The sequence below is a fragment of the Anaerolinea thermophila genome (genome assembly GCF_020723905.1).
Lineage (GTDB): Bacteria > Chloroflexota > Anaerolineae > Anaerolineales > Anaerolineaceae > Anaerolinea > Anaerolinea thermophila_A.
Genome location: NZ_DYHZ01000002.1, coordinates 246,129 through 270,382, shown reverse-complemented (window position 1 = coordinate 270,382; position 24,254 = coordinate 246,129). Strand labels below are relative to the sequence as shown.

Here is a 24,254-nt window from a genome sequence, read left to right as displayed (position 1 = left end):
CCTGTAAGTCTTATGGGATGAACGGTGTAATGGTGGGCGTTGCCAGCATAGGGGTAGGCGTGGGTGTCGGCGTGACCTGTGGCGTGGCGGTGGGAGTAGCGGTGGGCAAAGGCGTGGGAGTAAGGATGCCCTGCTGGGTGAAAGAAAGACGCAAAGGCTGACCTCTCTCGCCCAAAACGCCCAGGTCCTGCTGGTTGTAGAAGATCTGAAGTGCGGCGGCGTTTCCGCAAATGACTTCAATGCTCTTCTCAGCAGAAAAGGGATAGGCGTTACCGGGGATGGTTCTGCCGTTGAATGTCACTTTTCCGTCCACAATAACCCGCAAAAATGCCCGCTGGCGCGCAATCAGGTACACCTGCACCGGTGCATTGCTGATGGGCGCGACCGTAGGGTTGGATGTACCGGCAGGGGCATTCACCGGCTCCGGGATAGGAGTGCTTTCGCCCTCACCAAGGGTCTCCTGCGGGACAGGCGTAGCGGGAAGGGCAGGCGCGCCTGGCGTGGGGCTGGGAGTGGTAAGCAAAACCTCGCTGATGGATGGCAGAGTGGCTTGCGCTGTGCGGGTGCGCTCAGCAGTGATCCGACTTGCCGTCCATGCCACAAAAAAGAAGAGCGCCAGAATCAAACCGCCGCCGATGAGTAAATCGGGAGTCACCCAGCGTTTGACGTTGCTGATGGGTTTTGCACGTGGCGCACTGGGACTGGCGGTGCGAATGGTCTGCTCAATCCGCCGCTGCTGCAGGGCTTCAGCAAAGCGATTGAGTAGATCTTCGCTATCGAGGCGCAGGAATTCAGCATAGTTCTGAAGCATACCCCGTCCCTGCACCGGTGAAGGCAACTGCTCCAGTTGTCCGTTCTCCAGCGCTTCCAGGTAACGGGCGCGGATGTGAGTAAATTCCTCGACATTGGCAATGGAAAAGCCCAGCATTTCCCGCTTGCGACGCAGGTCTTGACCAATCTCTTTCAATAAAATGGCGGATGAGGAAGCACCCGCAGAAGAGACGGCAGGGGCGATCCCGGTGGGCGCTGACGGTTCCGGCTCGAGGTGCGGTGGAGACGGTTCGACAGGGGCAGGCATGGGCTCAGGGGCTTGTACCGGCTCAGCTTTGGTTGGGGGAGGAACCGCTTCGGCTGACATGGGGAGTGGTTTTCCTTCCCACTGCGCCAGCACTTCCTCAACGGGCAAGCCCAGGAAATCGGCATAGAGGCGTAAAAAGCCCTTAGCCTGCACCCGAGAGGGGAGGGCTTCGAGGTCATCCCGTTCGAGGGCTTCGAGGTAATGAACGCGCACACGCGTTGCCTGAGAAGCCTGTTCGAGGGTGAGGTTCTTTTCCAGCCGGTTTTGCCGGAGTCGTTCACCAACCGAAAGCATCATACCCAAATCGTCCTGAACATTCAAATTATAACCGGCTGGGCGTTCCTCTGCGCCCCCTTTTTATGGGGCAGTGCGGGAACCGCACCCAGCCGGTCTGTTCATTTCTGCAAGAGCAGCGGAAAATCAGGCGGTTTCGCCCTCACCGGAAGGAGTTTCTTCCACCGGCACGTTGGGGGTCTCGCCTTCGCGGTGAACGATGATGTTGATTTCGGGGACAAGATCCACCGTCAGGCGCACATGGGCTTTGTACTCGCCCAGATTGCGGATGGACTGCGCTTCGATCTGATGGCGGTCAACGGTAACGCCCAGTTTTTTGGAGAGCGCTTCGGCAATCATTGCAGGGGTGATGGAGCCGTACAGTTTACCCGTCTCGCCAGCGCGAGCGCCAAAGGTGAGGTACTGCCCCTGAATGCGCTGAGCCAGACCGCTCATTTCCTCATTGAGCGCTTCGCGCTGTTTGGCGGCACGGGTGCGGATGCTTTCTGCCATCTTCAGCGCGCCAGGGGTAGCCAGCACAGCCAGTCCCTGCGGAATCAGGTAGTTGCGTCCATACCCATCGGCAACCTTTTTCACGTCACCAGCGCGACCTAACTTGTACACATCTTTGATCAGTAAAACCTTCATCTCACAAGCCCTTTCTGTTTTTGAAGTGTCCCGGGGCGAAGGGTACAACGCCCTGAGCCGAGCCAGTATACCAGCGAAGCGCGTTTCCGTCAACGAATTTGCTTAATCGGTGGAGGTTTATGACCGAAAAGGCGAGTTGTTATCGGGGTACCACGGTTTTTCTGTGGTCGGTAGAGAGTGCCGCCGCAACCGCAGTCCAATCTTCACCAGACACGGTACCCGGAGGTCAACTCTCTGATTTGTACAGTTAAGTCGTGGATTGATCCTGCTGTAGTGTTATCACAGGATGACGATCAACCGAGGACTCGAATGGTATCCCCTCAATGGGGACCGAGAACCTTCAGGGAGACTTAAATAAAAAGGCTCCTCGTCGAGGACTCGAACCTCGAACCTAGCGGTTAACAGCCGCCCGCTCTGCCGATTGAGCTAACGAGGAATGCGCTTATATTATAGTCAAGTGTCCCATACTGGTCAAGGTACTGCGGCGTTTTTTTAGAAAATTTTTAAGCCAGATTCCCCCTTTTCTTTCGCCTGTAACCCGGATATAATCAAATCACAACTGGATAGCCGAGCCGCCGGAAGGAGTAGGTTCGGGAGCGTCTGACAGAGAAGGAGGAGAAGGTGCGAGCCTCCGCAGATTGTCCGAACTGAAGTCGTCCGGCAAGAACGCCGAAGAAACTCGCCTTCTGCGAGGAGTAGACCGGTGCGGGAAAGCCCGTTACAGCCCAACCGGATGTTGGTCCGGGAAGTGCGTCCCGCTTCAAACGGGGCGAAGCGAGGTGGTACCGCGGAAGATGCCTTTCGTCCTCAAGCAAGACGAAAGGTTTTTTCTATTTTGTTCATGTTCAATCTCAGGGCGTTCCCGCCCTCATCTCTACAGGAAAGGGTAATACTATGCCAGAAACGAGCCTGCCGAAAACCTACGACTTTAAAGCCACCGAAGAGCGGATTTATGCCTGGTGGGAAAAAGAGGGATTCTTCAAACCCTCCAACGACCCGCACAAACCAGATTTCGACCCCACAAAGAAACCTTTTGTCATCTCCATCCCGCCTCCCAATGTCACCGGTGAACTGCACCTCGGACACGCCATGTTCGTTTCCATGGAAGACTTGATGATTCGCTACCACCGCATGAAAGGCATTCCCACCCTGTGGGTCCCCGGAACCGATCATGCCGGCATCGCCACTCAAGTGCAGGTTGAGAAAATGCTTGCCAGCGAAGGCTTGACCCGCGACATGCTCGGGCGGGAGGGTTTCCTCAAACGCGCCTGGGAGTGGAAGCAAAAGTACGGTGGAATCATCACCCGGCAGATCCGCCGCCTGGGCGCCTCGTGCGACTGGGACCGTGAACGCTTCACTCTCGATGAGGGTCTCTCACGCGCTGTTCGTGAAGCCTTTGTGCGTCTGTATGAAAAGGGCTTGATCTATCGCGGACCGCGCATGATTAACTGGTCGCCAGGGCTACGCACGGCGGTGTCGGATCTGGAAGTGGAATACACCCAGGAACAGGGGACGCTGTATTACTTCAAGTACATGCTGGCAGATGGCAGCGGTGAGTACATCCCGGTCGCCACTACCCGCCCCGAAACCATTCTGGGCGATACCGCCGTGGCGGTGCATCCAGAAGACGAGCGTTACCAGCGCTTCATCGGCAAGATGGTGGTCGTGCCCATTCTCAACCGTCAGATTCCCGTTATTGCCGATCCCTACGTGGATCGTTCATTCGGCACTGGCGGGCTGAAGATCACCCCCGGACATGACCCCAATGACTACGCCATCGGTCAGCGGCACGGATTGCCCATCATCAGCGTGATGGATGAAGCCGCACGCATCAACCAGAACGGTGGTCCTTATGCCGGCATGGATCGCTTTGAGTGCCGTAAGAAAATCTGGGCAGACATGGAAGCCCTCGGGCTGACCATCAAGACCGAGCCGTACCTGATGAATGTGCCGCGCTCCCAACGCGGCGGCGAACCGGTTGAACCGATGGTTTCTACCCAGTGGTTCGTGCGCATCCAACCCCTGGCAGAAGCCGCGCTTCAAGCCGTGCGCGACGGACGCATCAAAATCGTGCCCGAGCGCTTTACCAAAGTGTATTACAACTGGCTGGAGAACATTCAGGACTGGTGTATCAGCCGGCAGTTATGGTGGGGTCACCGCATCCCTGTGTGGTACTGCGCCGATTGCGGTGAAATGACCGTGAGTCGTCAGGATCCCGATCGCTGCGCCCATTGCGGCAGTCCGCGCATTGAACAGGACCCCGATGTACTGGATACCTGGTTCTCTTCCGGACTCTGGCCCTTCTCCACACTGGGCTGGCCCGAAGACACCCCCGACCTGCGCTATTTCTACCCCACCTCGGTGCTGGAAACCGGTTACGACATTCTGTTCTTCTGGGTGGCGCGCATGATCATGATGGGGCTGGAATTTACCGGCGAAGTGCCCTTCCACACCGTGTACCTGCACGGTTTGATTCGCGATGAGCATGGTCAAAAAATGAGTAAAAGCAAGGGAAATGTGGTGGATCCGCTCATCGTGATGAACGAAATGGGTACTGACGCCCTGCGCTTCACCTTGCTGGTCGGCTCCACGCCCGGCAATGACGTCAACCTGAGCCTGAAGAAGGTGGAAGCCAACCGCAACTTTGCCAACAAACTGTGGAACATCGGGCGCTTCGTGCTTGGCGCGCTGGATCAAGCCCCGGCACAGGCAGAAAAACCCGCCGAATGGACGCTTGCCGACTCGTGGATCTGGGCACGCCTGCAGAACCTCATTCGCGAAGTGGAGCGGCTTTTCCAGTCGTATCAGTATGGCGAAGCCGGACGGCAAATTTATGATTTCACCTGGGGCGAATTCGCCGACTGGTATCTAGAAATAGCCAAACAGCAACTGGCTCAGGGCGGCGACCGCGCCTACTGGACGGCGTACACCCTCACACGCGTGCTGGATGCCTGTCTGCGCCTGCTCCACCCCTTCACCCCCTTCGTTACCGAAGAACTGTGGGGCTACCTGAAGCGCGCCTGTGAAGAAAAGCCCATCTACACCCCGGTGGGCGGGTGGGAAAAAGCCCTCATCGTGGCAAAATTCCCCGAACCGCGCGAGCCAGAAGACTGGGAAGAACCCCGCGTGAACGAATTCACCCTCGTTCAGGAAATCGTCCGCGCCATCCGCAACCTGCGCGCCGAGAAGAAGGTGGAACCCGGGCGGCGCATCCCCACCGTCCTGATCTGTGGGGAACGCCTTGCCCTGCTGGAAAACCAGCGCGAAGTGATCGCCCATCTGGCCGGCGTGGATCTCCATCAATTTACCCTGCTGAGCGAAACCGGCGAAAAACCCGCCCCGGCTGTCTCGCAGGTGGTGATGGGGGTGGAAATTTACCTGCCGCTTTCAGGGCTGGTGGATGCAGAAGAAGAGCGCAAGCGCCTCGAGAAAGAACTCGCTGAAGCCCAAAGCCAGATTGAACGGCTGGAAAAACTGCTGAACAGTTCCTTTGCCGAAAAGGCTCCGGCGCCAGTGGTGGAAAAGGAACGCCAGAAATTAGCCACCTTCCGCGAAACCGCAGATCGTCTGCGCGAAGCCATCCGCGCTCTGGGTGGAGAGTAACCACACGAACGTCTCATCAGCCCGGGGGCGCCGGTCGGCGCCCCCTGTTTTTTTTTCATTGTTATATCCGGCGTGTTTGCCTCTTTTCCTCTCATCCCGGAAGCAATCACAGCGTAGAGACGGCTTTTTAACACTGAGAAAACCCATTCTCTTCCCATCAGTATCCTTACATCCGTGATGATACAATGATACAATATTGACGGAGAGGAGAATACAATGAACACTTCTGTAGATCGCAAACGAATTAGCATCTTTCTGGCTTTTGCCTTTGGCATTGCCTGGTTTTTTGGCGGGCTTCTCTACCTGCTGGTCACTCGCCCTTCCGGTGGACAGGCGCTGACCCCCGTACAGCAAACCCTGAGTTTAATCTTCCTGACGGTGGGATACATGGGTGCCCCCGCGCTGGCAAATGTGCTCACCCGCATCATTACCCGCGAAGGGTGGGGAAACTTATGGCTGGCACCGCGCCTGAAGCAGGGCTGGGTGTACTGGGTCATCGCCTGGGTAGCGCCGGGATTGCTCACGCTGGCGGGGGTAGCGGCATTCTTCCTGCTCTTCCCCCGGTACTACGACCCCAGCATGCCCTTCGTGCAGGAACAACTGCAGAAATCCGGCGTTACCCTGCCTTTCTCCACCTGGGCATTGTTCTGGCTGCAAACTGTCCAAGCCATCCTGATTGCCCCGTTGATTAACAGCCTGTTCACCTTTGGGGAGGAATTTGGCTGGCGCGCTTACCTGCTCCAGAAACTTCTCCCACTGGGCAAGCGCCGCGCATTGCTTTTGCTGGGAGTTATCTGGGGCATCTGGCACGCGCCCATCATTGCTCAGGGACACAATTATGGCACCCAGTACCCCGGTTATCCATGGCTGGGCATTCTCGCCATGACCATTTTCACCATCGGAGCAGGCACTTTTCTGGGATGGGCTACCCTGAAAGCAGGCAGTGTCTGGCCCGCCGTCATTGGACATGCCGCCATCAACGGGATTGCCGGTCTGGGCATCATCTTAAGCACCGGAGAACCCAACCCCGTGCTTGGACCGACTGTGGCAGGCGTGGTGGGCGGTGCAGGCTTCCTGGTGGCAGGGCTGATTCTGTTACTGGTGCCGTGGAAAGTTCCCTTACCGGAAGAAAGTTAATCCAGATTGTCTTCAATCACAGGCAATGTGGGCGTAAACCGCCACACCTTTATCTTCCTTCGCAAAACTGAACGATCTTCATCGGATGAAGGATTTGAGAGCCTTTTGATTTATAATTGAGGGTATCACGTCCATAGTGGAACGGAGGTTTTCATGGAAATCGAGCACATTCAGTACAAGCACTGCGATCTGGTGAAAGCCAAAGGGCGCATTGATAGTTACACCGCGCCGCAATTGAGCGAAGCCCTGAACAAGATTACCGAGAGTGGGCGATACAAAATCGCTCTGGATTTGAGCGGGGTGGAATTCATGTCCAGCGCCGGTTTGCGCGCGCTGATCAACACTCAGAAAGTATGCAAACGATACAATCGCGGTGAACTGGTGCTGGTCAACGTTCCGGAAAACATCCGCGCCGCGCTGGACCTGGCCGGGTTCATTCCCCTGTTCAAAATCTACGACGACGTGGTTGCCGCGATTGGGAATCTCTAATCACCTGTGTCCGACCATTCGATAAAACGTCGGTTTGCAGGGCGTTATGCCAGCCTTGCGGAAATTGGAGAGTTCATCCGCAGGGAAGCCCAGAAAGCAGGCTTCAGCGATTTCAACATTTACACCATTGAAATGGCAGTAGATGAAGCCTGTTCCAATATTATTGAACATGCCTATCAGGGTGAAGATAAAGGCGAGATTCTCCTGAGCGTCCATACCGACGAGAAAGGGCTGACCGTAGTGCTGGAAGATTACGGTCAGCCTTTTGATCCCCGCACCATTCCCCCACCCAGACCTGACGCACCGCTGGAAGAACAGCGAGAACACGGCTGGGGGCTGTACTTTATGCAACAGTGGATGGATGAGGTGCATTTTGAGTTCACTCCCACTGGCAACCGGTTAAGGCTGGTCAAATATCGCCACACCCCCACGCGGGATGACAGATGAGCCCCATGAACCCGCAAATGGATATGGATGCCATGACGGTGAAGACACCCCACTGGAAAGCCTTTTCCGAACTCGGCGAAGAGATCATTGCGCTGAAAGAAATTGAAACCCAGCGCCCGCATATCGAACGCGCCGCGGCGGCATTTTTCCACGCCCGTGCCACGCTGTGGCTGTCATCCCACGCCTATCCACTGCCGGGAGAGCGGGAAATTCCCACCCTGCCCGACGCACCCGCCCCCGATCTGGTTCAACGAGCGCATCTGGAGCGGACTATTCTCTATGGGGAAGACACCTGTGCAGAATGCCCTGCTGCAGAGAACACCGCTCACGCGGCGGCAATTCCGCTCATCACCAACAAGACCCTGCTGGGGGTGCTTCAAATCGAACGAAGTGAAGGCGAACCCTTCTCTCCGGAAGAACAAGCCCTCATGGAAGACTGCGCTGCGCACATTGCCGCGGCACTGGAAATCTCCCGGCAGGAACGCCTGAAAGCCTGGAGGCTTCAGCAACTGGAACTGGTGCGTCAGGTCAGCGCACAGGTTGCCAGCGTGCTCAATCTGGATGAATTGTGCCAGCGGGTCACCCGCCTGATCCGCGAGACCTTCAATTACTACTACGTGGCGCTTTTCAGTTACGAGCCTTCTCAGCAAACCCTGTATTTCCGGGCTGATTCATCCCTGTACGATACCCATCCATTCACAACCGGATACACCATCTCCCCAGGAGAAGGGTTAATCGGCACCTGTGCACTCAAACGCGAGCAAATTATCGTTCCGGATGTGTTTTCCAGCCCTCATTACCGCCCGATTGACCTGCTCCCCGAAACGCTCTCCGAAGCCTGTTTCCCGCTCAAAGTTGAAGGGGAACTGCTGGGTGTGATGGATGTGCAAAGCGATGTGTATGAGGCGTTCAGCGAGACCGACATACTGGTGCTGAACGCGCTTGCCGATAACATTGCCATCGCCATGCAGGCGGCGCGCCTGTATTCCGGACTGGAACAGCGGGTGCAGGAAATTTCCTCGGTGTTCGAGATCAGTCATGCGCTGAACTCCATTCTGGAACTGGATGAATTACTGGATGAAGTGGTTCATCTGATTCAGCGGCGTTTCGGCTATCCGCACATATCCATTTTTACCGTTCATCCGGGAAGAAGACTGGTGATCTTTCAAGCCGGAAGCGGCGAACGCAGCGCCATAATGCGCGAACAGGGTTTTGCCTACCCGCTGGATGCCGAAAAGGGCATCATTCCCTGGGTAGCGCGCAACGGCAAAACCCTGCTGGCAAACGACGTCAACCGGGAGCCCCTCTACCTGCCTTCTCCTCTCCCCCCGGAAAATACTGGCTCCGAACTGGCGATCCCGGTGTGTCTTGGAGAGGAAGTGCTGGCGGTGCTGGACCTGCAAAGCGACGAACCAAACGCCTTCAGCGAACAGCATGTCCATCTGTTTGAGGCAATTGCCGCCAGCCTCGCCATTGCCTACCGCAACGCCATCCTGTACCGCTCGGAAAAATGGCGGCGCCAGGTGGCAGAAAGTTTCCGCGATATTGCCTATCAAATTTCCAGCGATGTCAGTTTGCCGGAATTGCTCGATAACATCCTGACCCGTCTGGAACAAAACCTGCCCTGTGATGCTTCAGCCATCTTTCTCATCGAAGATGAAATGGAAGACTCCATCGGAACGGCGAATCACCCTTTGAGGCTGGCGGCGCTGCACGGCACAGAACCGGAACGCATTGAAGAGGTGCTTCGGGAGCACCCGGAAGTGCAGGAACGGTTGAAAGCCCTGCTGGAACACCCCGAACCCTACATCCGCACTCCGGGTGAGCCCTACGGTCCCCTGGGATACGCACTCAACCTGCCGGAAGATTACTCCTCCATTGTGGCACCCCTGCGCGCAGGCAACACCCCACTGGGATTGCTCATCCTCGTGCACGGCACCTATGGACGCTACGGGAGCGAAGCCCGCAGTATGACCGCCACTTTTGCCGGGTATGCGGCAGTTGCCATTCAAAACTCCCGCCTGTATCTGGAAGCCCAGCAGGAAGCGCTGATCTCCACCATGCTGTTGCAGATTGCGGAAGCCAGCCAGAGCATCCTCTCCATGGATGAGTTGCTCGAAACCATGCTGAGGTTAACGCGCCTGCTGGTGGGAGTGCGCAAGTGCGCTTTCCTGTTCAAGGATGAAGATGAGTCTTTCTTCAACCTGCGCGCCTGGCACGGATTTGATATCCCCGCAGGAACGACTGTGCGCATTCCTGCCAGCCAGCCGGCGTTGATGCAGTTGAATGAAAGCCGCGCTCCCATGTTCCTCACCGACCCGGCAAAAGACCTGGGACTGCCCGAAGCCGGGCTTCCCGAGGGCAACGGCGCACTTCTCATGCTCCCTTTACTGGTACGCGGCGAGTTGCTTGGCATCTATCTGGTCACGCTGCAAACCCAGCGCAGCGCGCTGGGAGAACGCGCTTTCGACCCCAAATCGCTGGCAATTCTGCAGGGCATTGCCCATCAGACCTCCATCACAGTCGAAAATTTGCGCCTGCTGGAAGCCCGTCAGGAAGAGGCTTACGTGACGGCAGTACTGTTGCAGGCGGCGCAGGCGGTGGTTTCGGCAAGTTCGCTGGATGAATTGCTGGACTCGGTAGTCCATCTGCTGCCGGTACTGGTAGGCATTGATGTGTGCGTCATCTACCTCTGGGACAGTGAAGGGCAAACCTTCCGTCCCGCCGCAGTGCATGGCGAAAATCGGGCTCAGGAACGTTCTCTGCGCAGTGAGCATTACCCCTATGGTGAGCACCGCTTGCTGGATGCCCTGCTGGTGACCGGCATGGTGCATGTTGTGCCCATCCCTTCCGATGAGATTGTGGAAGCGGAAGACTGGGCGCTCCTGCGGGCATATCCGCTGGAGCCGGGTGCTTCGATCGCCGACCTTCCGCAGGGCGACTGGCTGCTGGGTTTTCCCCTGATCGTGCAGGGAAGGGTGCTGGGCGCTTTACTGGCACGGGAGCGCCGTACCTCACTGCGGTTGCGGGAAAGACGGCTGGAAATCATCCATGGAATTGCCCGCCAGACCAGCCTTGCCATTCACAATGAGATCCTGCGGCGGGAGATGGTGCAAAATGAACGCATGGAGCAGGAAATCCGCCTGGCGCGCCAGATTCAGGAGACCTTCCTGCCCGGCAATCTGCCCTCACCGGAGGGCTGGGAAATAGATGTTCGCTGGGAAACCGCGCGGACTGTGGGCGGCGATTTTTACGACTGTTTCATGTTAGGGGAGAATCGCATCGGGCTGGTCGTGGCAGATGTCTCCGACAAGGGCTTGCCTGCGGCGCTGTACATGACGGTAACACGCACGCTGATTCGCTCCCATCTGGACGAACACGAAGATCCTGCCAGAGTGCTGAAGCAGGTCAATGCGCTGTTATTCAGCGAATCCCCCGAGTCCATGTTCATCACAGCAGTGTACGCCATTCTGGACACGGCAAGCGGCGAAGTGGTATACGCAAACGCAGGGCACAACCGCCCGCTGGTATACCGTCAAGCCACGCGCGAAGTTGAGGAATCTGCCAAAGGGGGAATGGCGCTGGGCGTTTTACCCGATCTGGAACTGGAAAATCACACCCTGAAACTTGACCCCGGTGATGCCATGTTGATGTTCACCGACGGTGCTTTCGATACGCTCTCCCCCACCGGGGAGGACTTTGGCGAAGAACGCCTGCGCGAAGCCTTCCGCAATGCCGGGAACCTGCCTGCCATTGGCATTCTGGCGCTGGTGGACCGCGCCCTGATGGATTTCCGTCAGGGCACACCGCTCAGCGACGACATCACCTTGCTGGTGGTGCGCCGAACCCCACAGGAATAATCCACAGTTTATCTGGTTCGGGAAATCAGTCCCCGAAAAACAACGCCCACCAGACTTCCCAGTTTTGAGGGGTAGGGTGCGGGGTGGGAAAACCCGACGGCGTAGGGGTAGGATTGCCCGGCGGCGTAAGAGGGACAACCAGCACCTCACCTTCTCGAATCATGCGGCGCTCGCGGGCGAACTCTTCCACAGCGGCTTCTGAGGTGATATAGGCTTTGCGGGTTTCCAGCGCCTGCACCGTAGCGGTCAGTTGCATCACCTCCGTGCTGAGTTGATCGCGTTGAGTGGTCAGGCGGATATTCTGGCTGATGCGCTGATTGAGGCTGGCAAAGACCAGTGCCAGCAGGAGAAGCACGACAACCAGAATGACTTGCTGTCGCAAACGAGAATCCACCCGCGGGCGGGGCTTTCCATCAGAGGATTTGCGCTGAAGGAAAGAAAGATTCAAGCGGGGGAGGGAAATACGCGCGCGTTTTTTCCGTTCGGGCATGACTTTATTATAACCCGTAATGAAAACAGGAACGAAAAAACCCCCGAACTTTCGGGGGTCGAGTGCCGAAGGTGGGATTTGAACCCACATGAGAGTGCTCTCACTACGCCCTGAACGTAGCGCGTCTGCCAATTCCGCCACTTCGGCTTACCTGCTTTGTATTTTATCCCAAACTGATGATTTGTCAAGGAAGGCGCGCGCTTCTTGATTGGACCCGGGATTCCAGGCGGCAACCCGGGGGTATCAAATGAATGACGTGAACAACCCACCAGGCAGATGCGTTTTGCCCCGCGCGTGGAGTATGCATCACCACAGGAGTCCGGGGGTGAAAATTTTCGCCCGGCGGCTCCTGCTTTTCCACACGCTAATGATGCCATTACCCAAGTTGTAATGAAACTGTTAGGAGAGGATATACAGAAACCCTGATAAAATGAATTACAGAATACAGTGCTCATTCATCGGGGACATTCGAGCCACACATGCCAACCCACCTGCTCTATCTCAAGGATACCAGCCCGCTCGCTGGAGCGATTCAACGCCAGTTGAGTCGGACGAAACTGTACGAGTTGCATCCGGTGCATTCGCTTCAAGAAGCCCTGCGCATCGCCCGAACGGTTTCCCCGGCGCTGGTGCTGTGGAAGGCAACTCCCGCCGACCCGATAGCCCTGATCAGCCACCGGCTCAAAGAGAGCATTCGCGTGCCCATTCTGGTTTTACTGGAAAAGCCTCACAGTGAGAGTCTGGAAGGCATTCTGGTGGCGCAGGGACTGCGGGGAGTGGAAGTTCCCGTTTCTACCGTGCAATTGGTAGCGCATATCGAAAACCTGCTGAGCCGTCACGAAATTCTGCATCAACAACGTCAGAGTGATATCACCTTCCGCCTTTTACTGGAAAACTCACTGGAAGTGATCTTCGTGCTGGATGCCGACTACCGCATCCGCTTTGCCAGCCCCTCGCTGCGCACAGCGCTGGGTTATCCCCCCGATCAGGTCATCGAGCGTAATTTTCTGGAATGGCTTCATCCCGAAGATGCCGCCCAGGCAAAAGATACCCTGCAGTGGGCGGTGGATCATCCCGAATCCATCCAGGCTTTTCGGGTGCGTCTTCAGCATCTGGATGGCTCGTGGCATATCTTTGAAGTCTTTGGCAAGAGCCGCCTGCAGGATGAGCAGGTTCGCGGCATCATCCTCAACTCCCGCGACATCACCGAACAGCAACTGGTCTATAATGCCCTGCGTGAAAGTCAGGAGCGCTTCATGCTGGCAACGCTGGCGGCAAACGACGGCATCTGGGACTGGAACCTGCAATCGGGACGGGTGTACTACTCCCCACGCTGGAAAGAGATTCTTGGCTTTACCGAGGGAGAAATCGGTAACCGTATGGAGGACTGGTTTGCGCACATCCTGCCGGAAGATCTGGATAGTTTCCAGAGCGCCCTTCATTCTCACCTGAGCGGGGCAACCTCGCGGCTGGAGTGCGAATTCCGCATGGTGCACAAGAATGGCGGTATCGTGTGGGTTCTGGTCCGCGGGCTTGCCATGCGCAACCGTGAGGGTGAAGCCCACCGCATTGCCGGTTCAATGTCCGACATTACCGAACGCAAACAAGCCATGGAGCAGTTGATCCGCGCGGCGCTTTACGATACATTGACCGGTCTTCCCAACCGTACCCTGCTGCTCGACCGGCTGGGCATGGCAATTGAACGCAGCCGCCGCGCCAGCAATTTTATGGGCGCAGTCATCTTCCTTGATCTGGATCAATTCAAAGTAATCAACGATAGCCTGGGGCATCCTGCCGGAGATGAGATGCTGATTCAGGTCGGACAACGTTTATTGAAATGCCTGCGCTCCAGCGACACCCTGGCGCGTTTTGGCGGCGATGAGTTCGTCATCCTGCTGGAAAGCGTTTCTTCCCGCCGCGATGTGGTCCAGGTCGCCGACCGGGTACAGCATGCTCTCAGCGAACCCTTCGAGATTGCCGGCAGGAAGGTGTTCACCACCGTCAGCATGGGCATTGTGATCGGGTTGAAGCAGTACAGCAACCGCGAAGAAGTCCTGCAGGACGCCGATATCGCCATGTACCGCGCCAAATCTGCCGGTAAAGCCCGATATGTCATCTTCGATGCCACCATGCGCAAACGCGCCGTTAATCGTCTTTCGCTGGAAATGGACTTGCGCCACGCCATCGAGCAAAACCATCTTTTTCTGGTGTATCAACCCATCATGAACCTGGAAACCCATACGCTGGTGGGGTTTGAGGCGCTGGCACGCTGGCAACACCCCGAGCACGGGGTAATTCTCCCCTCCGATTTCATCCCCATTGCCGAGGAAACCAGTTTAATCCGTGAACTGGGCAAGTGGGTTCTTCGGGAAGCCTGCCGTGAATTTGCGCCCATTTATTTCCGTATGAAAACCACCCAGCCGCTGGTGCTCAGCGTCAACGTATCCAGCCGTCAGATTACCGAAAACGGCTTTGTGGAGAACATCCGCGAAACGCTGGAGAGTTACCGCCTGCCCCCCACCTGTTTGAAACTGGAGATCACCGAGAGCGCGCTGATCGAATCGGTGGACATTGCGCGCCACGTCTTCCATCAATTGCGGCAGATGGGCGTGGACATTCACGTGGACGATTTCGGTACCGGCTATTCCTCGCTCAGTTACATTCACCGCCTGCCGGTGGATTTGATTAAGATTGACCAGGCTTTCATTCAGAAACTGGGCGAGGATGAGCAAAGTGTGGAAATCACCCGCTCAATTCTGCAGATGGCGCGCAGCCTGGGGATTAAAACCGTCGCCGAAGGCATTGAATCGCAACAGCAGTATCTTTTCCTGCGACAAATGGCATGCGAACTCGGGCAGGGCTATTTCCTTTCAATGCCATTGACCATCCAGCAACTGGAGGATTTTCTGAACAGCCAGAACCACTTCCTCACCGCTGAATGAAAGGCAAAAATACCCGTTTCGTACAGGAAAGGGTAACCGGTAAGTCCTGCCATGTGGGCGGCGCGCCATACAACGGCGAGTACCACACTTCGCAATCCTCTTTTTCCACGCGCACAAAATAACACCCCCGCTCCAACTGCAGTGAAAACGTCCCATCCTGCGCGGTGATCCCGGGATCGAAAAAGGGCGGTTCGGCATATCCCGGCGCGAGCAAAGAGGTTTCCTGCACCGCCACCTGACGGATATCTTCCGCAACCGGCGGTAAATTCGCCCATCCGGTGGTGTCACAGCCCGGCGCTCCATCGGGGTATCGATTCGCCACCCGATACAGCGTCACCTGCGCAGACGGCACCGGCTGGCTGGAAGCATCCCTCACCTGCAGGGCAGGCTGATGGCGGTACATGCAAAACAGCACCCTGCGGGCACGTTCCCCTCCATCCAGAATCACATCTGCCTGCACGCAGTTGTACGCCCAGGTATAAGGGGAACGCAAATGGATGGGAGAAAGGATGCCCTCAAATCTATTCTCTCCCAGGGGAGTCAGTGGAAACGTCTGCCCGCCCTGGAGCAAATCCACCCCCAGACACTGCCTGCCCTCAGGACACTGCACCCGTACCTGTACCGGCACACTGTCTTCGGATGGCAAAAGCGGCAACGAGGGCGGTTCGGTTCCCACAGGGGCATACGCCGCGCTGACCTGCCACTCCACCGGCAGACTGGCATCGTTGAAAATCACAGGCGCGGCTTCTTCCAGCACCACCGGCAGGAAACCGGAAGAAGTCTGTTCCTCTACACGCCACTCGCTACTGTAAATTCCCCCGCGATGATTTGCATCCACCTGCAACCACAGGGTGGCACTGACAGACGCGCCCGGGTTGAGGGTGCGGGTCATAAGCCAGAGCAGGCGCGTGCGCCCGTTTTCCTGACTGGACTGAGGACTCCCCGATAAAAATCCGCCAGACCCCACCAGGGTCATTCCCTCAGGCAACAGCACAGAGGGATTGCGAAAGGTCACACTGGCGGAGGACGGATTTTCCACCCGAAAGGTGAAGGACGGGACACTTCCCCGCTGGGGGAAGCGCGCCTGGGGAGCGGCGCGTAAGATCAGCGACGCAGATGGCTCTGCCCGCACAGGGAGATCGCCCATGCCCAACACAATTCCCAAAGACAGGATCACGAAAAGAAAGCGTGCTCGCACCGCACACCTCCCGGCAGATTGTTTGGCTCAGCAAACCCGAGGGAACACCCTCGACCCTTATCCAGAGAGAGAGAAGAGGTAATCCCGCAGGGAATCCACGCCGGTCAGCAAGGATGAATCGGGCGGTGGGGCAGTCTGCCCTACCGATAGACGCTGAAGCAGTAGAGAAACATCGGGCGGGGGCAACAACATCCCTTCTTCTGCCGACAGTTCCACCATCTCCACCGGGGCGGGTTCAATCGTCTGAGTGACCGGATCGTACCAGCCAATCTGCGATTCCCCGGGAATTTCCGCCACGTCAATCACCTGCGGCATGCTCGAAGCGGCGCTCGCCGCCATGGATGCCGGTACGCCTTCGTAACATAAATTCCCCCCAAAGGTCACCAGACGCTGAACCAGAAATTCCTCATGGGTGCGCATGAGCAGGCCTTTGCTCCCCGGCAAAATGATGCGCTCTTTACCGGCAGGGGTTGGTGTCTCCCGTCGAATCAGACGGAGCCATTGCAGAGGGGTAAGCCATGCTTCAGCAGTGATATGCGCCAGCACCTTGCGGGTGGCAAGCAAGTCCTCAGGGAGGGCGTCTTCTGCCGTCAACAGGCAGGCTTCCAGCAGGACCCGCGGGAGCACTTCCGGAGCAAGCAGGCGCGAGGAAAGGCGTAAACTGCCGTACACCTGATCATATACCGCCAGGAAAGGCTGCCCCGGTTGAATGAAGGGCTTCAAAGCATGGCGGAACGTGTCGGCGCTAAAGCCGATTTCCTGGCGCTCCATCGGCAAAATCACAAAGAAGGCTTCATAAAGCCAGCCCGCCAGAGCCTGATGATTCACGCCTTCCTGCTGGAGCAGGGGATGGGTAAGCAACACCCCGCTGGTAAAGTAATTGTGGCTGAAGAAGGGCTGATCGTGGCTGAACCCCAACTCGCGCGGCAGGGGATAGGAGTAAAAGGTCTCTTTGCCGCCGCGCTGTTCGTACAGTCCATTAATGGACTCGCGCACCATCGTCTGGGTTTCAAGGGCAATCAACCCACCGCGCTGTTGAACCTGCAAAACCCCTTCCGCCGTGAGACGGGGAAAGAGCGTTTCGGGCAGGCGTCCGGGCCGGGTGGTGTAGTGCTTTTCGCGGCGCACCTGTACAGTGTGCTGTTTGATGTTGACACGCACCACGCGGTATGGCACCGAAGCGTAATAGTACACCGCACCCGGATAGGCTTCGCGCATCAACTGGCTGAAAGAGAGCGAGCCCAGCGAGGCTGAAGTGGGACCCTGAGCGCGCTCCACTTTAAATTGACTGCCCACTTCCCGCAATGGGAAGACGTAATTGGGACGGTCTCTGGCTTCGTTCTTCATGCTGAGCAGTTCGCGGGGGGTATTGCCGGTATATTCTGCGCGGCACAGTTCCATGAAGCCGGGGGGCCATTCAATCACGCTGTTGAAGGTATCGGAGGTGCGGTGGGTCGCCATCAGCACCTGGGTATGCTCACCGCCGGGACGCGCCAGACACAGCGCGTGAATGTACTGCATGTAGGGATTTTCCAGATACAGGGTGCTTTCGGCAAAAGGACGGTGAAACAGCGAGGGCGGATCGGCAAATACCAGATGATCCACCACATCCCCGCCGTGCACCAGAATGACCGTGCCAGGTTTGTGGCGCCCGATGCGCCCAATCCGCTGTTGTAAACTGGTTGCCGAGTCAGGGACGCCAATCAGGACGCACAAATCCAGATGGGGAATGTCCAGCCCCAGTTCCAGCGCACTGGTACTGATTACTCCTTTAAGGTTTCCAGAAGACAGGCGTTCCTGAATGAAAGCGCGGTCGTGCTCTTCATACCCCGCGCGGTAAGGCAACACCTGCAACTGTTCCAGCACCGCCCGCGCTGCGCTGACGCTTTCATCATCCTCCTCTTCCACTTCTTCTCTGGCTTTTTCCTTGCTTTCTCTGGCTGGCTTGTTTTCCTCACGGTGCATGCGGGAAAGCAGGGAGGAAATCAATTCCACCTGTTTCCGGCTGTTGACAAAAGCAATGAAGCGGGAATCGGTTTCCTGTGCCAGATGATGAAGAAGGCTCACCACAGGATCCAGGGAGCGCATCATGGGCGGACGGGTAAACAGCACTTCCAGAGGAAAGCGCGGCGAGGTATCCAGTTCAGGACCCACCACCTGAAACGGCACGCCAAACAACGCCTGGAGATGTTCCTGAGGGCGTGCGATGGTCGCCGAAGCAGCAATAAAGCGTGGATGAGCATCCAGCAAGCCCATCAGGTGGCGCAGACGACGGAACAGGAACGCACTGTTCGAGCCAAACACCCCCGAGTAGGTATGCACCTCATCCACCACCATCAGGCGGACACGCCGCAGAAAACGGATAACTGCTGGCTGGTTGAGATTGGAGAGTAACCACGCATGGAGAATATCGGGGGTGAAGATGAGCAAGCGAGATTTTTCCAGGATGCCCAGCCGGAGAGCGGGGGCAACATTCCCATCAATGCGCCCCACGGAGACATCCATCCCCGCCAGTTGAAAGGCTTGCTCCCAGCGGTCTTTCTGCTCGGTGCCCAGCGCCTTCATCGGGTAGATTGCCATCACACACGCCGCCGAGTCGCGGGTCAGACAGTCCAGCGCGGCGCTCTGAAACACCAGGCTCTTGCCCGAGGCAGTCCCCGTGGTCAGGCACACCGATTCGCCCTTCAGATAGGCATTCAGGGCGACTTTTTGATGCTGAAAAATCCCCTGAGGATAGGCACGGCGCAGAAAAGTCAGCACAGTGGGGGCAAATTCCAGGTCATCGAAAGGCAGGCGCTGTGCTTCCCGCCCCGGCACTTCCAGACGATGATGAATCTCCCAACCGTTTTGGGTAAAGAAGTCCAGATTCTCCATTAACTTAACTTTACACCCGATTCGGGATTCGACCCGCTGGAAAGGTCAGCGAGTTCGTTGCGAATGGACTGAATGCGGGGATGATGCGGCGGAAGGAACTGCTGAAGGATGGACAGCGCGCGCAGATAAGCAGAGCGGGCGCGTTCCATTTCGCCCATGGCGCGGTATCGTGCCGCCACCACCGCCAACCGCGAACCCACCCGGGCATGGTCAGGACCCCAGCCCTGCTCTTCAATGCGCACGGCTTGATGATAGGCTTCCAGCGCCCTGTGCGTTTCACCCAGCGCTTGCAGGACAATACCCAGATTGGTCTGCACGTTTGCCAGTTCAGTGGGCTGATCCTGCATGGTCATGGCGGCGAGATAGAGGGCTTCTTCGAGGGTCTGACGGGCTTCTTCCAGTTTGCCCTGCTGATACAGCACCAGCCCCAGGCTGTTCAGTCGGCTGGCAAGACGGGCATCCGGTGAGGGAAGGGCATTGCGTTCAATTTCCAGCGCCCGGCGGAGCATGGCTTCGGCTTGCGGCAAATCGCCGCGGGCAGAATCAATGCGGGCAAGGCTGGCATAGCGCAGGGCAATGTTGGGGTGATTCTCTCCCAGCGTCTTGCGGTCAATGGTCAAAGCGCGCTCCACTGCCATGCGGGCGCCGTCCAGGTCACCACTCTGGCGGAGCACTTCACCCAGATTATGCACCAGCACCGCCACCGTGGGATGCTCATGCCCAAGGGCTTGCTCCACCACCCGCACGGCGTGATCCAGAGAAAGGCGCGCCGCCATCCATTTCCCCTGCATTTGCATAATCGCGCCCATATTGCCATAGACCATCCCCACACGCACATCGCTGGCGCCGAAGTTCTTTTGCAGATTGGTCATGGCTTGCTGAAAGGCGTTCAGGGCATCATCCAGGCGGTTCATGCGGTGCAGAATGTGCCCCAGGTTGTTCCACATTGCCCCCACCAGCGGATGATGCTTCCCAAAGGCATCGACAAAAATCTCCAGTGCCTGTCGGGTTGCCTGATGCGCCTCGATGAGTGCATTGCGGGCGCGGAAGACCTCTCCCAGGTGGGCAAGGTCACGTCCTACCGCCGGGTGACGCTCGCCAAAGCAGGCGCGGTCTATCTGTAAAGCGCGCTCGACAAGGTCGCGGGCTTCGTGAATCTGTCCCAGTTGTAAAAGCGTGCCAGAAAGTTCAACAGCATCGCGGGCAGTGGCAGGATGCTCCATGCCGCGCCAGCGCTCATCCAGCGCCAGCGCTCGACGGTGAGCCTGTTCGGCATCGGCAAGGCGCTCCATCTCGCGAAGCGCCGTGCCATGATTCAGCCACACGGCTGCCAGCAGGGCATCCTCTTCGGGCAAAACGTCCTGCGCCGCAGACAGGGCTTGCTGAGACCACGACAGGGCGTCTTCCCGTCTGCCGCGCTCCAGCGCCAGCAGTGCCAGCCCGTCCAGGTCGCGAACTACCGCACGGGGAGTTCCGGTTTGACGATCTTCAGCAAGAGCCTGCTCCAGCAACAGATGGGCATCCTCAAACAGTCCCAGTTCGCGCAGGAGATTGCCCAGCAGAAAGCGCGCCTCTGCCGAAGGAGCCAGATCCAGAGCGCGTTCCAGAGCGGTGCGGGCGGGGTCAAAAGCAGCGCAAGCCTGGAAGAGCAAGCCCACGCTCATCCACAGGGCACCCGCCAGAGATGGATCGCTGGTTTCCAGGCTCTCGGCGGCATCCTCCAGCCGGGCAACATCTTCACACAGGGTAGCAGGAGGTTGAGAATCGAGCAACTGGCGCACCAGTGCGGCAACAAGGAGCCAGCGCATTTTCCCGGCAGGTTCTTCCCACGGCAGGGAGAGTTGATCTGCCAGCGCCTGCTGATCAGAGGAGGCAAGGGTGCCTATTAACAGGGCATGCAACATTTCCCGCGCATGTGCGTCCATACAGGTATTCTCTCACATTTTTCGCACAGCGCAAAACGAAAGCACAGCCCTGTTGGGTCATGGCATTCGAACCAAAATGTACCACTGCAGAACCTGCTTTATTTTTCAATGGCTAATCGCCATGCACAGACTGCCAGAAACACAGTCACCGGAGCAAAAATCAGGTTTTCAAAGGAAACACCCGAGGCAAGATTTCCCACGGTGTTCAGCACAAGGTAGGCAAAAATCACCCAGACCCCCACATTTGCCGCCTTCCTGAAACCGCCTGCCCGGACGTATTCCATCTTGACCGCCACAATGCCCATAAAGAGAAGGGTGAGAACCAGAGCAATGATTTCCAGCGTGAACAATCTTTCTGTGGAGGTGCCAATTTGTCCACCCCAGACAATACCGGCTGGTACGACCCCCAGCAAGATGAGAAGATGAAGCACAACCAGTGCTCCAAATGCCGCTAAGAGAACGTTTCCTGAAAATTTTGCGCTCACCTTACACCACCTCTATCAGGGTTGCCAGTCCGCTCCAGGTATCCCGGGAGAGCAAAATAACCGGCTGAGACAACTGGCGGGCCTGCTCCAGACCGCGCCATACACCCCGGAGCAATCCTTCTTCAGGAGAAAGGAAGACCCCCTCACCTGCAGAGGCCTCCTCTCCCAGAACCGCCTGCGCCCGCTGGCGGGCAATCTTTTCTACAACCTCAGGTAAGCCACCGCCCAGGGGGGTCAGGCGGGCATGAGGGGGCAAATTCCAGCGTCCCACCGCCTGAGGGGATCCCAGCGCCATCGCCACCATTCCCCCGGAAGTCAATTCCATCAAAAGACAGAAATCCACCTCCCCCTCACGTAGAGAACGCAGAACGGCATGCAGGGCAAGATGCGCCTGTTGCAGTTCCCCGCCCCAGGTGAAGTGCGGAACTGCCTCCAGACCCTCAGGGGCGGGGGTTCCCAGCCAGTGCACGGACTGAAGCCAGGCGGAGCGGGCAAAGGCTTGCTTCAAAGCCCCTTCCCAAGCCAGTCGGGGCGTCTCCGCCTGCGCCCATCCGAACCCATAGGCTTCGCTCATTGTCGATCAGGCTCCCCGCAGGGCATTGATGAAATCCGCCAGCAAGCCATACGCGGTAGTCTCGGGTCCGGGATCACTCTCCACAATGCCCAATCCGGGTAGAACATCCATCTCGAATTGCACAAACGAACTCGAGCCGCTGATACTGTACAGAGGTGAGTCAGGAGAAACGCGCTGGGGAGCAACCTTCCCGACCACGCGGTCGCCATCGCGGCGGGCGGTGCACACCAGTTTCCAGCGCTCCCCTGCAGCGCGGGCTTCGGCAATCATCTGCGGCGTGATGCCGCGGATACCGGTACGATCCACTTCCTGCGGGGTAAGCGGTACGCCCATCAACACTGTGGAAAGCGCCGCAACTTTGATGGAAGCGTCCCAGCCGTCAATATCACCACTGGGATCGGTCTCTGCCAGTCCCAGTTCCTGAGTAATCTTGACCGCCTCATCGAAGGTTTTGCCGTTTTCCATCAATTCCAGAATCAGGTTGGTAGTGGAATTGAGAATCCCGCGAAAACCGCGCAGTTCGGCGGCAGGGAGAGGACCGCGGAAAAGCGAGAAGATGGGCGCCCCATCCATGACTGCCGACTCAAAAAGGAAGCGTCTGCCCACCCGCTCCGCCAGCGCCTTCAGAGAAGCGTAACCATGCACTACCGGGCCCTTGTTGGCGGTAATGGCGTGCATGCCCTGCTCCAGCGCGGTGCGCAGATGAGCAATAGCGGGCTGTCCATCCACCACGTTGACGGGGGTGTTTTCGAAAAGCACATCCGCCGGGCAGGCACGGATGAACTCGACGCTGCCGGACGGCACCGGCACGGTGGAAAGTTCGTCCAACCGTCCGCCGCCTTCTACCAGCGCCAGAGCGCGCTCCACATCCAAACCATCGGGGTTAATGCACCCACCGCGCCTGCCGGTGAGAATGCCATTGACCTGAAAAGTAATGCCATACTCACGCGCCAGTGTTTCGCGCTTGCGCAGCAACAGGCGCGCCAGCGCTTTGCCTACATTGCCAAATCCCACCAGAACCAGACGAACATGCATGCGTACACCTCCAGAAGCGGAAATGAATTGAACCGATTATAGCCCAAAGGAAGAAAAAGGAAAGGTAAAACTCCTCACACGGGGGGCCAGGGATATGGACGACGGGTGGGCGGCGGCGCGGGGAAGAATCCTTCCTGAAGCAGCCGTCTGCCCCGGCGGTGCAGAGCGCGAATCTCGGCACGGCTCAAATGCTCCCCCAGCGCAGCCGTCAGGGCTTCATCGCTTTCCAGGCGAGTCACAAACGCCTGCAGGTCTGCCAGCAGGTCTTCAGGGATGGGCTCTCCGGCAAAATCCCACACCACCGTACGGAGTTTTTCCTCCACATGAAAGCACAGGCCCTGATCAATCAGCCAGATATGCCCCTGCGGGTCCATAAGGATATGCCCGCCTTTGCGGTCGGCGTTGTTGGTGAGCAGGTCAAACAGCACCACCGGACGCAGGCGTTGCTTTTCCTCAGGGGTAAAGTGGAAAAAGTGGTGTTCGGGGTCATGCTCAACAAACCACTGCAAAGACCCCGCTCCCAGTGGCGCGCGGCGGCGGTACACCGTCGGCGGTACCAGGTCCCAGCCCAGCGCCTCACTGACCAGATAAGCCGCCACTTCGCGGTGCGCCAGGGTGCGCTCGGGAAAATCCCACAACGGCTGTTCGCCGCGCACAGGTTTGTACACAGCGGGGTATTCTTCGCCCTCCCGGCGAACCACTACCAGAAAAGTGTAGTTAGAGCCCGCCAGAAACTGCCCCTGTACTTCAACTTCACCTTCCCTTAAGAGGGTCAAGATGGCGTATTTGTCCATAAGGTCTGCTTTTAATGAGTATACCAGCAGGCTTACCCGCTTTGTAGAGAATGGTAGAAGGTAAAGGGAGGGTTAATGCGCGCCCGTGACGAGAATGTCCCCCGTGTCGGTTGTCAGGATGAGTTTACCGGGCAGTATCGCACCCCCCAGATCTCCCTGACGGATGGCGTTCAGGGTTTGGGAGTAAAGCGACCACACCGAAGGGGGATTGGGATCCAGCCTGCCGCCGAAGGGACCGCTTGCCTGAACCAGTCGCCCGGCAAGCACGGCATAAACAAATCCGCCGGCATGGGCTACCAGCAAAATCAGTGGCAGAATCAACAGCCGACGGAAAAGAAAACGGGGCATGCAAGCCTCAATGAATCATACGCAGGGAAGAAGGCAGTATCACAGTTCGGGGAA

The 24,254-nt window shown here is 57.6% G+C and carries 17 protein-coding genes and 2 tRNA genes; 6 read left to right on the top strand and 13 right to left on the bottom strand.

The genetic code is table 11. The features are described 5' to 3' along the window. Window positions 1-10 precede the first annotated feature (10 nt). From LHF31_RS03820 to LHF31_RS03810, 3 genes are all read right to left on the bottom strand, one after another. Window positions 11-1,375 carry a RodZ domain-containing protein gene (locus tag LHF31_RS03820; RefSeq protein WP_298010311.1) on the bottom strand — a complete coding sequence of 455 codons (1,365 nt, stop codon included), beginning with the start codon at window positions 1,373-1,375 and terminating at the stop codon, window positions 11-13. A 123-nt stretch (window positions 1,376-1,498) separates the two neighbouring features. Then, the gene (gene rplI, locus LHF31_RS03815; protein ID WP_298010313.1) at window positions 1,499-1,999 is read right to left on the bottom strand and encodes a 50S ribosomal protein L9; all 501 of its coding nucleotides are present in this window, start codon (window positions 1,997-1,999) and stop codon (window positions 1,499-1,501) included. Window positions 2,000-2,362: 363 nt separating this feature from the next. Further along, window positions 2,363-2,435, bottom strand: a tRNA-Asn gene (locus tag LHF31_RS03810). Window positions 2,436-2,893: 458 nt separating this feature from the next. On the opposite strand from LHF31_RS03810, the gene LHF31_RS03805 reads away from it, so the two are divergent. The 5 genes from LHF31_RS03805 (at window position 2,894) to LHF31_RS03785 (ending at window position 11,535) form a co-directional block, all read left to right on the top strand. After that, complete coding sequence (locus tag LHF31_RS03805) at window positions 2,894-5,602, top strand: valine--tRNA ligase (protein WP_303773602.1); 2,709 nt, start codon at window positions 2,894-2,896, stop codon at window positions 5,600-5,602. A gap of 216 nt (window positions 5,603-5,818) precedes the next feature. Further along, a complete protein-coding gene (locus LHF31_RS03800; protein ID WP_298004198.1) occupies window positions 5,819-6,739 on the top strand; it encodes a CPBP family intramembrane glutamic endopeptidase in 921 nt (306 codons plus the stop codon). 153 nt (window positions 6,740-6,892) lie between these two features. Further along, entirely contained in the window at window positions 6,893-7,228 is a 336-nt protein-coding gene (locus LHF31_RS03795; protein WP_298004201.1) for an STAS domain-containing protein, read from the top strand. Window positions 7,229-7,234: 6 nt separating this feature from the next. Then, a complete protein-coding gene (locus LHF31_RS03790) occupies window positions 7,235-7,675 on the top strand; it encodes an ATP-binding protein (RefSeq protein ID WP_298004204.1) in 441 nt (146 codons plus the stop codon). Next, a complete protein-coding gene (locus tag LHF31_RS03785) occupies window positions 7,672-11,535 on the top strand; it encodes a GAF domain-containing protein (RefSeq protein WP_303773599.1) in 3,864 nt (1,287 codons plus the stop codon). Before LHF31_RS03790 ends, LHF31_RS03785 begins: the two co-directional genes overlap by 4 nt. A gap of 25 nt (window positions 11,536-11,560) precedes the next feature. On the opposite strand, the gene LHF31_RS03780 is transcribed toward LHF31_RS03785, so the two are convergent. Continuing rightward, a complete protein-coding gene (locus LHF31_RS03780; protein ID WP_303773597.1) occupies window positions 11,561-12,025 on the bottom strand; it encodes a septum formation initiator family protein in 465 nt (154 codons plus the stop codon). Window positions 12,026-12,088: 63 nt separating this feature from the next. Next, window positions 12,089-12,172, bottom strand: a tRNA-Leu gene (locus tag LHF31_RS03775). A 332-nt stretch (window positions 12,173-12,504) separates the two neighbouring features. Between LHF31_RS03775 and LHF31_RS03770 the strand changes: the two genes are divergently transcribed. Beyond that, on the top strand, window positions 12,505-14,967 hold the full coding sequence (locus LHF31_RS03770) for a GGDEF and EAL domain-containing protein (RefSeq protein WP_298006227.1): 2,463 nt from the start codon (window positions 12,505-12,507) through the stop codon (window positions 14,965-14,967). On the opposite strand, the gene LHF31_RS03765 is transcribed toward LHF31_RS03770, so the two are convergent. From LHF31_RS03765 to LHF31_RS03730, 8 genes are all read right to left on the bottom strand, one after another. After that, window positions 14,954-16,165, bottom strand: coding sequence for a hypothetical protein (locus LHF31_RS03765; RefSeq protein WP_298006230.1), 1,212 nt, complete (start codon window positions 16,163-16,165; stop codon window positions 14,954-14,956). The two genes, LHF31_RS03770 and LHF31_RS03765, sit on opposite strands and share 14 nt — an antisense overlap. Window positions 16,166-16,222: 57 nt before the next feature. Next, the gene (locus tag LHF31_RS03760) at window positions 16,223-19,039 is read right to left on the bottom strand and encodes a DEAD/DEAH box helicase (protein ID WP_298006232.1); all 2,817 of its coding nucleotides are present in this window, start codon (window positions 19,037-19,039) and stop codon (window positions 16,223-16,225) included. Beyond that, window positions 19,039-20,964, bottom strand: coding sequence for a tetratricopeptide repeat protein (locus LHF31_RS03755; protein ID WP_298006235.1), 1,926 nt, complete (start codon window positions 20,962-20,964; stop codon window positions 19,039-19,041). Before LHF31_RS03755 ends, LHF31_RS03760 begins: the two co-directional genes overlap by 1 nt. A gap of 98 nt (window positions 20,965-21,062) precedes the next feature. Continuing rightward, window positions 21,063-21,449 carry a hypothetical protein gene (locus tag LHF31_RS03750; RefSeq protein ID WP_303773595.1) on the bottom strand — a complete coding sequence of 129 codons (387 nt, stop codon included), beginning with the start codon at window positions 21,447-21,449 and terminating at the stop codon, window positions 21,063-21,065. 1 nt (window position 21,450) lies between these two features. Further along, window positions 21,451-22,023, bottom strand: coding sequence for a hypothetical protein (locus LHF31_RS03745; RefSeq protein WP_298003612.1), 573 nt, complete (start codon window positions 22,021-22,023; stop codon window positions 21,451-21,453). Window positions 22,024-22,029: 6 nt separating this feature from the next. Further along, entirely contained in the window at window positions 22,030-23,058 is a 1,029-nt protein-coding gene (locus LHF31_RS03740) for a homoserine dehydrogenase (RefSeq protein WP_298003614.1), read from the bottom strand. A 74-nt stretch (window positions 23,059-23,132) separates the two neighbouring features. Continuing rightward, the gene (locus LHF31_RS03735) at window positions 23,133-23,852 is read right to left on the bottom strand and encodes an SCO1664 family protein (protein WP_298003616.1); all 720 of its coding nucleotides are present in this window, start codon (window positions 23,850-23,852) and stop codon (window positions 23,133-23,135) included. Between the two features lie 72 nt (window positions 23,853-23,924). Continuing rightward, window positions 23,925-24,200 carry a hypothetical protein gene (locus tag LHF31_RS03730; RefSeq protein WP_298003619.1) on the bottom strand — a complete coding sequence of 92 codons (276 nt, stop codon included), beginning with the start codon at window positions 24,198-24,200 and terminating at the stop codon, window positions 23,925-23,927. Window positions 24,201-24,254 lie beyond the last annotated feature (54 nt).